Genomic DNA, 10,862 nt, shown 5'->3' on the forward strand with positions numbered 1-10,862 from the left:
GGTTTGCGATGATTTGGCCTTTGCGAAAGCAAAGGCTTAGTCGGAGCTGGGTGAGGGGTGGGCGCTCGCTTGGCGAGCGCCCACCCCTCACCCAAGCTGCGCTAGCCAGCAGGCTGGCAAGCTTCGCTAACCCTCTCCCCTGTCCAGGGGAGAGGGAAGAAGATGCAATACTTAATGTCGCTCCGCCCTAAGGCCGAAGCGGGACTCGCCGGGACGACGGTCATGCCCGATCGCCTGAACTATCCCCCGGCGGGCCGATGGATCACGCCCCCGGTCATCGGTTGCGGTACGCCGGTCGTGCCGGGAAAGCTGATCGGCCGCTTTTTCAGCCGACGCACCGCCATATAGGCGAAGCCCTCCGCCTCCATCGCGTCGCCGTTCCAGCCGAGCGCATCGCTCGGCTCGGGGGGCAGCCCCGTCGCCGCCGCGATCATCGCCAGCATCGTGGCATTGTGCCGCCCGCCGCCCGCGACCAACAGACGCCGGGGCCGCGCGGGCAGATGGTCGAGCGCGCGCGCCACCGTCTGCGCGGTGAAGGCGGTCAGCGTCGCCGCGCCGTCCGCCGCCGACAGCCCCCGCGCGGGCTGGATGGTGAAATCGTTGCGGTCGAGCGACTTGGGCGGGGCGAGGTCGAACCACCCATTGTCCATCATCGTATCAAGCACGGTCGGCTCCACCCGTCCGCTGCCCGCCAGCGCACCATCGGCGTCGTAACGCTGCCCGGTCTCGGCCTCCATCCAGCTGTCGATCAGGCCATTGGCCGGGCCGGTATCGAAGGCGACGAGCGCGCCATCGTGGCCGATCCAGGTGACGTTGGCCACCCCGCCCAGATTGAGGATCGCCACCGGCTTCTCCAGCCCGGCCGCCAGCGCGGCGTGATAGACGGGGATCAGCGGTGCCCCCTGCCCGCCCGCCGCGACATCGGCCGAGCGGAAGTCGGAGACGGTGACGATCCCGGTCGCATCCGCCAGCGCCTGTCCGTCACCGATCTGCCAGGTCCAGCCGCGATCGGGACGATGCGCGACCGTCTGGCCGTGAAAGCCGATGACATCGACCGCGTCCGCGCCGATCCCGGCATCGCGCAGCAGCTTCTGGACGACCATCGCATGGGTGCGCACGATCAACTCGCTCGCCGCGACGATCGGCGGGCTGGCGCGCGGTCGGTCGAAGGTCAGCGCCATGGCGGTGGCCTCCGCCAGTTCGGTGCGCGCGGCATCCGAATAGGGTTCGCTGCGAAAGGCGATCGCGCAGGCCTGCGCCTCGCCGTCCGTCTCGATCAGCGCGGCATCCACCCCGTCGAGCGAGGTTCCCGACATCAATCCGATCGCCAGCATCGCGCTTAACCCTTGTGAATTTGCATCCCTCATGCCGGGATCGCGCGGACGTGTCGACCACCTGGCGCAAGCGCATCTGGAAAAGCGCGATGATTTGGACTATGTGCGCGCGTATCCCATGGCAACCAAACTCCCCACTCCGCCGCGTGTCGGCATGGTCTCGCTCGGCTGTCCCAAGAATCTGGTCGACAGCGAACGCATCCTGACCCAGCTCCGCGCAGACGGCTATCAGATGTCGCCCGACTATGCCGGGGCCGATGTCGTGCTGGTCAACACCTGCGGCTTTCTCGACTCCGCCAAGGAGGAAAGCCTGGAGGCGATCGGCGAGGCGATCAAGGAAAATGGCCGCGTCATCGTGACCGGGTGCATGGGCAAGGAGGCCGAGGCGATCCGCACCCGCTTCCCCGACGTGCTCGCGATCACCGGGGCGCATGAATATGAGCAGGTGGTAGAGGCCGTCCACGCCGCCGCGCCCGCCAACCTGTCGCCCTATATCGACCTGATCCCCGACGCCGGGCTGAAGCTGACCCCGCGCCATTACAGCTATCTGAAGATTTCCGAGGGCTGCAACCACCGGTGCAGCTTCTGCATCATCCCGTCGCTTCGCGGCGACCTGGTCAGCCGCCGCCCCGACGCCATCCTGCGCGAAGCGGAGAAGCTGGTCGCGGCGGGCACGCGCGAGCTGCTGGTCATCAGCCAGGACACCTCGGCCTACGGCATCGACATCCGGAAGGAACCCCGGATGTGGAAGGGGCAGGAGGTCGTGCCGCACATGACCGACCTGGCCCGCGAACTGGGCAAGATCGCGCCCTGGGTGCGGCTGCACTATGTCTATCCCTATCCGCATGTGGATCAGGTGATCCCGCTGATGGCGGAGGGGCTGGTGCTGCCCTATCTGGACATTCCCTTCCAGCACGCCGCGCCGTCGGTGCTCCGCCGCATGAAGCGCCCCGGCAACGACGCCAAGGTGCTCCAGCGCATCCACCAGTGGCGCGACATCTGCCCCGATATCGCGATCCGCTCGACCTTCGTCGTCGGCTTCCCCGGCGAGACGGAGGAGGATTTCGAATATCTGCTCGACTGGCTGGATGAGGCGCAGCTCGACCGGGTCGGCGCCTTCCGCTTCGAGCCCGTCGAGGGCGCGGCCGCCAACGCGCTGCCCGATCACGTCCCCGAGGAGGTGAAGGAAGAGCGTTACGCGCGGATCATGGAAAAGACCGCCGCCATCTCCGCCGCCAAGCTGGCGGCCAAGGTCGGCCGCACCCTGCCCGTCATCATCGACGCGGTGGACGAGGAAGGCGGCGCGACCGGCCGGTCCCAGGCCGACGCGCCCGAGATCGACGGCGAGGTCTTCCTGCGCGATGCCGGGCACCTGTCGGTCGGCGACATCGTGGCGGTCGAGATCGAGGATGCCGACGAGCACGACCTGTACGGCGTCCCCGTCACAGGAAACGGATAAGCATCATCACCAGCCCGGCCATCGACACCAGATAGGCCAGCGACCGGACGTACCGGACGCCGAACAGATAGAGCGGCACATAGGCGACCCGCGCGAGGAACCAGATCCACGCGCCGGTCGCCGCCATCCCGCCGCTCCGGCCGGTCAGGGCCAGCCCCAGTGCCAGCGCGATGAAGACGGGCCAGGTTTCGCGATAATTGGCCGAAGCACGCTCCGCCCGCCCGGCAAGCGGCCCCAGCGGCGCCGGAGTCCCGTCGCGCGGTCCCGCATTCCAGCCGATGCCCCGGTCCAGCGTCGCCAATTGCGATTGCAGCGCGAGATGGACGAAGAATAGGATGATCGACCAGCCGAGGATGGTCAGTTCGGTGGTCATGCGCTTGCCCTCTTGTCTACATCACCCCGGCGGAGGTCGGGGCGCGCCATGCCTTCTACCAACGCGGGGCTTCGCAACGGGACCCCGGCCTTTGGGGATTGGGGCGATTTTTACCGTGCTTTTTATATCGTACGACGTCGAGCGGCTTTCCCATGGCCTTCGACTTCGCTCAGGCTGAACGGAGGAAAGCCCCTTTTCCCGCCATCCGCTCAGGCTGACCAGGGGGCGGCCCCATATCCCCACATCCGTTCAGGCTGAGCGAAGTCGAAGCCCACGCCCCTCACCCACGCCCCACCCTCACCCGCCAACGCTCCCGTTGCACCGCCCCCACAAACCTGCTTCCTTGGCGCGCATGAGATACCCGACCCTGCTGGCGGCCGTCGCGCTGCTCGCCCCCGCTCCGCTCGCCGCACAAGCCCTGACTCCGGCGGAAACCCAGAAGATCGATGCGCTGGTGACCAGGACGCTGGCCGATACCGGCGTCCCCTCCGCCTCGATCGCGGTGGTGCGCGGCGGCAAGATCGTGCTCGCCAAGGCTTATGGCAAGCAGTTCGAGGGGCAGCGCGGCCCTGCCGATCCGGCCCTCCCCTATCAGATCGCTTCTGTGTCCAAGCAGTTCACCGCGACCGCGATCCAGTTGCTGGCGGACGAAGGCAAGCTGTCGCTGGACGACACCGTCGCCCAATATATCCCCGGCATCAGCGGCGGCGACACAATCACCATCCGCCAGTTGCTCAGCCATACCTCGGGCCTGCGCGACTATTGGCCGCAGGATTACAGCTTCAAGGCGATGGCGACCCCGACCACGCCGCAGGGGATCGTCGACCGCTGGGCCAAGGCGCCGCTCGACTTCGCGCCCGGCACCCAGTGGCAATATTCCAACACCGGCTATGTCGTGGCGGGCCTGATCGTCGAGAAGGTATCGGGCCAGCCGCTGCTCGACTTCCTCCAGGCGCGCGTCTTCCGGCCGCTGGGCATCCGCGCGGTGGATCAGGACAAGGCGGTCGGGCCGGGCTTCCCCCAGGGCTATCTCCGCCATGCGCTGGGCCCCGTCCGGGTCGAGACGCCCGCGGCCCCCGGCTGGCTCTATGCGGCAGGCGAGCTGTCCATGGCGCCGCGCGACCTGGCGAAATGGGACGTGGCGCGGATGAACCGCACGCTGCTGCCCGCGAAGGACTGGGCCGAGCAGGAGACGCCGGTCAAGCTGGCCGATGGATCGAACACCAGTTACGGTCTGGGCGTCGCGGTCGGCACCGCCGATGGACGCCGCGTGGTCGAGCATAGCGGCGAGGCGGTCGGCTTCCTGACCGAGAATATCGTCTATCCGGACGACAAGGCCGCCGTGGTGGTCGCGGTCAATGCCTGGTTCGCCGATGCGCAGGGGCGGATCGCCAAGGGCATATCCGACATCGTCCTGCCCGCGCCCAAGGCCGATGCCGGGGATGCCGCCGCGCTCGACCGCATCCGCCGGGTCTATGCCCAGCTTCAGGCGGGCCGCCTCGACCGATCGCTGCTGACCGAGGACGCGGCCTATTATTTCACCCCCGCGACCATCGCCGACTATCGGTCGAGCCTGTCGCCGCTCGGCGCGCCGAAGACGATCGAACAGACGGGCAAGACCCGGCTGCGCGGCGGGTTCGTCAACCGTTCCTACCGCGTGACCTATCCGAACCGGACGCTGCGCATCAGCACCTATGCCGAGCCGGGTGCGACCGGAAAGATCGAACAGTTTCTCGTGAGTCCCGCCGAATGACCGACTTTGCCCCCCTGCTCCAACCCGATCGCGGCCAGAGCGCGCATGCGATCACGCTGCTGACCGCCGACGGCTTTGACGGCTGGCTGAGCCGCCAGCCCGCCGCGACCCGCGCGCTGGCGGCGGCGCAGCGCTTCTCCGCCAAGCCCAACAGCCATATCCTCGTGCCGCAGGATGACGGCATCGCGGTGGTCGCGGGCGTCGCCGATCCCGCCGCGCCCTGGGCGCTGGCAAAGCTCGCCGAGACGCTGCCCGAGGGCAGCTATCGCCTGGACGGCGCGGAGGTCGGGGCCAATGCGCTGGGCTGGCTGCTCGGCCAATATCGTTTCACCCGCTATCGCAAGGCGGAGGATGCAGGGCCGCGCGTCCTGCTGACCCGCGACGTCGCGCACCGGGACGAGATGCTCCGCATCGCCGCCGCGACCGCCCTCGTCCGCGATCTGGTCAACACCGGTGCCGGCGATCTGGGCCCCGCCGAGCTGGAAGCGCAGGCCGAGGCGCTGGCCCAGGGCCATGGCGCCACCGTCACCGTCACGGCGGGCGAGACGCTCGCCCGCGACTATCCGATGATCCATGCGGTCGGCCAGGCCGCGACGCGCGACCGTGCGCCGCGCCTGATCGAACTGGCCTGGGGAAATCCCGCCCATCCGCGCATCGCGATCGTCGGCAAGGGCGTGTGCTTCGACACCGGCGGGCTCGACATCAAGCCGTCGGCGGGCATGCGGCTGATGAAGAAGGACATGGGCGGCGCGGCGCACGCGCTGGCGCTGGCCGGCCTCGTCATGGCGGCCAAGCTGCCGGTCCGGCTGCACCTGCTGATCCCGGCGGTGGAGAATGCGGTGTCGGGCGCGTCCTTCCGCCCCGGCGACGTGCTGCGCACCCGCAAGGGCCTGACCGTCGAGAACACCAATACCGACGCCGAGGGCCGCCTGATCCTGGGCGACGCGCTGACCCGCGCGGGCGAGGAGAAGCCCGAGCTGATCCTCGACTTCGCCACGCTGACCGGGGCGGCGCGCGTGGCGCTCGGCCCCGACCTGCCCCCGCTGTTCACCGATGACGAGGCGCTGGCGGCCGAGCTGCTCGCGGCGGGCGTGGCGGAGGACGATCCCGTGTGGCGGATGCCGCTCTGGGACGGCTATGACGATATGTTGAAGTCCGACATCGCCGACATGGTCAACGCACCCGATGGCGGCTTTGCGGGGGCGATCACGGCGGCGCTGTTCCTGCGGCGCTTCGTGCCCCGGAATACGGCCTGGGCACATCTCGACGTGTTCGCATGGCGGCCTTCGGGCAAGCCGGGGCGCCCCAAGGGGGGTGAAGCCTATGCCCTGCGCGCGGCGTATCGGATGTTGAAGGGGCGCTATTCGGGGGGGTGATCGGCGGTCGAGCGTGGCCTTCGACTTCGCTCAGGCTGAACGGAGCTCGGGGATCAATCCCGACAGCCGTTCACGCTGAGCGAAGTCGAAGCGCACGGGTCACGCCAACCCCAATCACAACCCCGCCGCCGCCTCGATGATCGGCACGAACTTCTCGGCGGTCAGGCTGGCCCCGCCGACCAGCGCGCCGTCGACATTCTCGACCGACAACAGCGTCGCGGCATTCTCGCCGATCACCGAGCCGCCATACAGGATGCGCACGTCGTCCGCCGCATCGCCGATCAGCATGCGCAGCTTGGCGCGGGCGATCGAATGGATCGTCGCGATCTCCTCGACGGTCGGCGTCCGCCCGGTCCCGATCGCCCAGCGCGGTTCATAGGCCAAAGTGAACCAGCTGCCATCGGCATTGTCGGGCACCGACTTCTCGATCTGTGCCTGCACCACCCGCTCGGCGCGGCCCGCATTGCGCTCCGCCTCGGTCTCGCCGCAGCACAATATGACCTTCAGGCCGTTGCGATGCGCCGCCGCCGCCTTGGCCCAGGCGTCCTGGCTCGTCTCGCCCTGGTCGGCGCGACGCTCGGAATGGCCGACGATCGTGAAGCGCGCGCCCGCCTCGCGCACCATCCCGGCCGAGACGCAACCGGTATGCGCCCCCGAATCGCGTTCGTGCACATCCTCCGCGCCGATCGCCAGATCGGGCACCCGCTCCGCCGCCGCGGCGATCAGCGTGAAGGGCACCGCCATCGCGACATCGACATTCGGAGCCGCCAGCGCCGCCGCCGCGATCGCGTCCAGCTCGGCCAGGGCGGCGCGCGAACCGTTCATCTTCCAGTTGCCAGCCACCATTTTGCGCCGTGCCATAACCGGCCTCCTCATCTGTCGACTGTTATACGTGTTCAACACCGATAGCGGATCATGCGATCCGCGCAAGCTTGATGCGGGCGCGACGGGCCCCTAAAGCACATCCGTTTTTATCCTTTGCCGATCGGTCGTCCATGCTCAGCTTCTTCCGCCGGATCATCAATTCCAAGGCCGGCGTCGTCGTGACCTTCATCGTGCTGGGCGTGATCGCGATCGCGTTCGCCGCGGGCGACGTGTCCAACATCTCGGGCATGGCGGGCGGGCTGACCGGCTCGTCGGTCGCCAAGGTCGGCGATGCGAAGATCACCGCCAACGACCTGCGCACCGCCGCGCAGAACGAGGTCGCCGCCTATCGCCAGGAACAGCCGACCTTCGACATGGCGCAGTTCATGGCGGCGGGCGGGTTCGAGGGCGTGCTCCAGCGCGAGATCACCGGCCTGTCGCTCGAACAGTTCGGCAAGGACCAGGGCATGGTCGTCTCGCGCCGCCTGATCGACGGACAGATCGCCTCGATCCCGGCCTTTCGCGGCCCCAATGGCCAGTTCGATCCGGCGCTTTACCAGCAGCTTCTGGCCCAGCGGAAGATGACCGACGCGCAGGTCCGCACCGACCTGGAGCGCACCCTGTTCGCGCAGCAGCTGACCGTGCCGACCATCGGCGCGACCCAGATGGCGATGCAGATGGCGCTGCCCTATGCCTCGCTGCTGCTCGAAAAGCGCGGCGGTGAGGTCGGCTTCATCCCGACCCGTCTGGTGCCCACCGGCCCCGCGCCCAGCGACGCCGACATCCAGGCCTTCTACACGCGCAACGTCCAGCGCTACACGCTGCCCGAGCGTCGCGTCGTCCGCTATGCGCTGGTCACCCCGGCCGCCATCGCGGCCAAGGCGACCCCCAGCGAGGCGGAGATCGCCCGCTATTATCAGAGCAACCAGTCGCGCTACGCCGCCGCCGAAAAGCGCGACGTGACGCAGGTGATCGTCGCCGATCAGGCGGGCGCGAACGCGCTGGCCGCCAAGGCGAAGGGCGGCACCAGCCTGGCCGATGCAGCGCGCGCCGCCGGGCTCGAGGCTTCGGTGCAGAAGGGCCTGGACAAGGCGGCCTATGCCGCGCTCGCCTCCGCGCCGGTCGCCGATGCGGTGTTCGCCGCCGCCAAGGGGACGGTCGTGGGCCCGGTGCGCGGCACCCTCGGCTTCGTCGTCGCCCGTGTCGACGGCGTGACCCAGGTGCCGGGCAAGACGCTGGCGCAGGTCCGTCCCGAGATCGTCGCGGAGCTGACCAAGCAGAAGCAGGCCGCCGCGCTGGGCGAGATGCGCAACGCGATCGAGGATTCGCTGTCGGGCAACGCGACCTTCGAGGAAGTGGTCGCCGACCGCAAGCTGCAGGCGCAGACCACCCCCGCCGTCACCGCGCAGGGCACCGCGCCCGACGCGCCCGCCTTCCAGCCGACGCCCGAACAGCGCGCGATGATCACCGCCGCCTTCACCGCCGAGGAAGGCGACGCGCCGCAGCTGGTTCCGGTCGGGCAGGACGGCGGCTTCGCCATCGTCGGCGTCGGCCAGATCCAGCGCTCCGCCCCCCGCCCGCTGGCGCAGGTCCGCGCGCAGGTGCTGGCCGATCTGAACGCCGACCGCACCCGTGCCGCCGCGCGCAAGCTCGCCAATGCCGTGCTCGCCAAGGTGAACAAGGGCATGCCGATGGCGCAGGCGCTGAAGGAAACCGGGCTGGCCGTGCCGCCGGTCCGCCCGATCGCCGCGTCGCGTCGCGACCTCGCCGCCGCGCAGAACACCCCCGCCGCCGCCCCGCTCGCGCTGCTGTTCTCGATGCCGCAGAACAAGGCGCGCACGCTGGAGGCCCCGCAGAACGAAGGCTGGTACATCCTGCGCGTGACGAAGATCGAGGCGGGCAATGCGACCGGCAATGACGCCGCGATCCGCGCCGCGCGGGGGGACATTGGCCGCCTGGTCGGCCGCGAATATGTCTCGCAATTCGCCCGCGCCGTCCGCGACACGCTGGGCGTCAAGACCGATCCCAAGGCGATCGCTAAGGTCCGCTCGGAGCTGCTGAACAATGGCGGCAACTGAGCCCCACGCCGATGACGCCGCGCTCGCCCAGCTGAAGGCGGGGCGGCCCGCGCTGGTGTGGCGGCGGCAGATCGCCGACACCGAGACGCCGGTCGCCGCCGCGCTGAAGCTGATCGAGCCGGGGCGCGGCGACTTCCTGCTCGAATCGGTCGAGGGCGGCGCGACGCGCGGGCGCTACAGCCTGATCGGGCTGGCCCCCGATCTCGTCTTCCGCGCCGATGGGCATGACGCCGCGATCAACCGCCGCTGGGCGACCGATCGCGACGCTTTCGAGCCCTGTGCTGCGCCGACGCTCGCCGCGCTGCGCACGCTGGTCGCCGAATGCCGCGCCGACGTGCCCGAAGGGCTGCCGCCCGCGCTCGCCTGCCTGGTCGGCTATTTCGGCTATGAGACGGTGGGGCTGGTCGAGACGCTGCCCAAGCCCCCGGTCGATCCGCTCGGCCTGCCCGACATGATCTTCGTGCGGCCGACTGTCATCCTGGTGTTCGACCGGCTGGCCGACGCGCTCTATCTCGTCGCACCGGTCTGGCCCGAGAATGTCCGCGATCTCGAACGTGCGCTGGCCGAGGCGCAGGAGCGGCTTGACGCCACCGCCGCGCGGCTGGCCTCCACCCGCTTGCCGCCGCCGGTCCGCGCCGACCTGCCCGAGCCCAGCTATGCCCCCGCTCTGCCCAACGGGCGCTATGCGGAGATGGTGGCGCGCGCGAAGGACTATATCGTCGCGGGCGACATATTTCAGGTGGTGCTGGCGCAGCGTTTCTCGGCGCCCTTCGCGCTGCCGCCCTTCGAGCTGTATCGCAGCCTGCGGCGGATCAACCCCTCGCCCTTCCTCTATCATCTCGACCTGCCGGGCTTTTCGCTGATCGGGTCGAGCCCCGAGATCCTCGTCCGGGTGCGCGCGGGCGAGGTCACGATCCGGCCGATCGCGGGCACCCGCCCGCGTGGGCGGACACGTGCCGAGGACGCCGCCAACCGCGACAGCCTGCTCGCCGATCCCAAGGAACGCGCCGAGCATCTGATGCTGCTCGACCTGGGCCGCAACGATGTCGGCCGCGCCTCGGCGGCGGGCAGCGTCCGCGTGACCGACAGCTATACGGTCGAATTCTACAGCCATGTGATGCACATCGTGTCCAACGTCGTCGGACGGCTGGGCGACGACAAGGACGCGCTCGACGCGCTGTTCGCGGGCTTCCCGGCGGGCACGGTCAGCGGCGCGCCCAAGGTCCGCGCCTGCCAGATCATCGCCGAGCTGGAACCCGAACAGCGCGGCGCCTATGCGGGCGGCGTCGGCTATTTCTCGCCCGACGGATCGATGGATTCGTGCATCGTGTTGCGGACCGCGGTGGTCAAGGACGGCACCATCCATGTCCAGGCGGGCGCGGGCATCGTCGCCGACAGCGACCCGGCCTATGAACAGCGCGAATGCGAGGCCAAGGCAGGCGCGATGCTCGCCGCCGCACGCGATGCGGTCGCGCGGGCGGGTGACGGGGGTTTCGGGCAGTAGGGCGGATCGACATTCAGGATCGCTTTTTCTTCCCTCGCCCCTCGCAGAGGGGAGAGGGTTGCGCAGACTTGGCCTTTGCGAAAGCAAAGGCTTAGTCGGAGCTGGGTGAGGGGTGGGCGCT

At 69.3% G+C, this 10,862-nt stretch carries 8 protein-coding genes; 5 read left to right on the top strand and 3 right to left on the bottom strand.

Features of this window, described 5'->3' with window-relative positions:
• Positions 1-239 precede the first annotated feature (239 nt).
• Positions 240-1,334 carry an anhydro-N-acetylmuramic acid kinase gene (locus ABIC44_RS19330; protein ID WP_354297044.1) on the bottom strand — a complete coding sequence of 365 codons (1,095 nt, stop codon included), beginning with the start codon at positions 1,332-1,334 and terminating at the stop codon, positions 240-242.
• Between the two features lie 118 nt (positions 1,335-1,452).
• On the opposite strand from ABIC44_RS19330, the gene rimO reads away from it, so the two are divergent.
• A complete protein-coding gene (gene rimO / locus ABIC44_RS19335; RefSeq protein WP_354297046.1) occupies positions 1,453-2,793 on the top strand; it encodes a 30S ribosomal protein S12 methylthiotransferase RimO in 1,341 nt (446 codons plus the stop codon).
• Here rimO and ABIC44_RS19340 read toward each other — a convergent pair.
• Positions 2,777-3,166, bottom strand: coding sequence for an MAPEG family protein (locus ABIC44_RS19340; protein WP_354297048.1), 390 nt, complete (start codon positions 3,164-3,166; stop codon positions 2,777-2,779). The two genes, rimO and ABIC44_RS19340, sit on opposite strands and share 17 nt — an antisense overlap.
• 352 nt (positions 3,167-3,518) lie before the next feature.
• Here ABIC44_RS19340 and ABIC44_RS19345 point away from each other — a divergent pair, with 352 nt between their 5' ends.
• Both ABIC44_RS19345 and ABIC44_RS19350 read left to right on the top strand, forming a co-directional pair.
• Positions 3,519-4,919, top strand: a complete 1,401-nt coding sequence (locus ABIC44_RS19345) for a serine hydrolase domain-containing protein (RefSeq protein ID WP_354297049.1) — start codon at positions 3,519-3,521, stop codon at positions 4,917-4,919.
• Positions 4,916-6,295 (top strand): leucyl aminopeptidase family protein, encoded by a 1,380-nt coding sequence (locus tag ABIC44_RS19350; RefSeq protein WP_354297050.1) that lies wholly within the window; start codon positions 4,916-4,918, stop codon positions 6,293-6,295. Before ABIC44_RS19345 ends, ABIC44_RS19350 begins: the two co-directional genes overlap by 4 nt.
• A 114-nt stretch (positions 6,296-6,409) precedes the next feature.
• On the opposite strand, the gene tpiA is transcribed toward ABIC44_RS19350, so the two are convergent.
• A complete protein-coding gene (tpiA, locus tag ABIC44_RS19355; protein ID WP_354297051.1) occupies positions 6,410-7,156 on the bottom strand; it encodes a triose-phosphate isomerase in 747 nt (248 codons plus the stop codon).
• Between the two features lie 134 nt (positions 7,157-7,290).
• On the opposite strand from tpiA, the gene ABIC44_RS19360 reads away from it, so the two are divergent.
• Positions 7,291-9,237 carry a peptidylprolyl isomerase gene (locus tag ABIC44_RS19360; RefSeq protein WP_354297052.1) on the top strand — a complete coding sequence of 649 codons (1,947 nt, stop codon included), beginning with the start codon at positions 7,291-7,293 and terminating at the stop codon, positions 9,235-9,237.
• Positions 9,224-10,741 carry an anthranilate synthase component I gene (trpE, locus tag ABIC44_RS19365; protein WP_354297053.1) on the top strand — a complete coding sequence of 506 codons (1,518 nt, stop codon included), beginning with the start codon at positions 9,224-9,226 and terminating at the stop codon, positions 10,739-10,741. Before ABIC44_RS19360 ends, trpE begins: the two co-directional genes overlap by 14 nt.
• Positions 10,742-10,862 lie beyond the last annotated feature (121 nt).

Source organism: Sphingomonas sp. 1185 (assembly GCF_040544655.1).
Taxonomy (GTDB): Bacteria; Pseudomonadota; Alphaproteobacteria; order Sphingomonadales; family Sphingomonadaceae; genus Sphingomonas.

Bases quoted from the DNA above. Each gene is read 5' to 3' on its own strand.
- ABIC44_RS19340 (WP_354297048.1), bottom strand. From the start codon at position 3,166: ATGACCACCGAACTGACCATCCTCGGCTGGTCGATCATCCTATTCTTC.
- rimO (WP_354297046.1), top strand. From the start codon at position 1,453: ATGGCAACCAAACTCCCCACTCCGCCGCGTGTCGGCATGGTCTCGCTC.
- ABIC44_RS19345 (WP_354297049.1), top strand. From the start codon at position 3,519: ATGAGATACCCGACCCTGCTGGCGGCCGTCGCGCTGCTCGCCCCCGCT.
- tpiA (WP_354297051.1), bottom strand. From the start codon at position 7,156: ATGGCACGGCGCAAAATGGTGGCTGGCAACTGGAAGATGAACGGTTCG.
- ABIC44_RS19350 (WP_354297050.1), top strand. From the start codon at position 4,916: ATGACCGACTTTGCCCCCCTGCTCCAACCCGATCGCGGCCAGAGCGCG.
- ABIC44_RS19330 (WP_354297044.1), bottom strand. From the start codon at position 1,334: ATGCTGGCGATCGGATTGATGTCGGGAACCTCGCTCGACGGGGTGGAT.
- ABIC44_RS19360 (WP_354297052.1), top strand. From the start codon at position 7,291: ATGCTCAGCTTCTTCCGCCGGATCATCAATTCCAAGGCCGGCGTCGTC.
- trpE (WP_354297053.1), top strand. From the start codon at position 9,224: ATGGCGGCAACTGAGCCCCACGCCGATGACGCCGCGCTCGCCCAGCTG.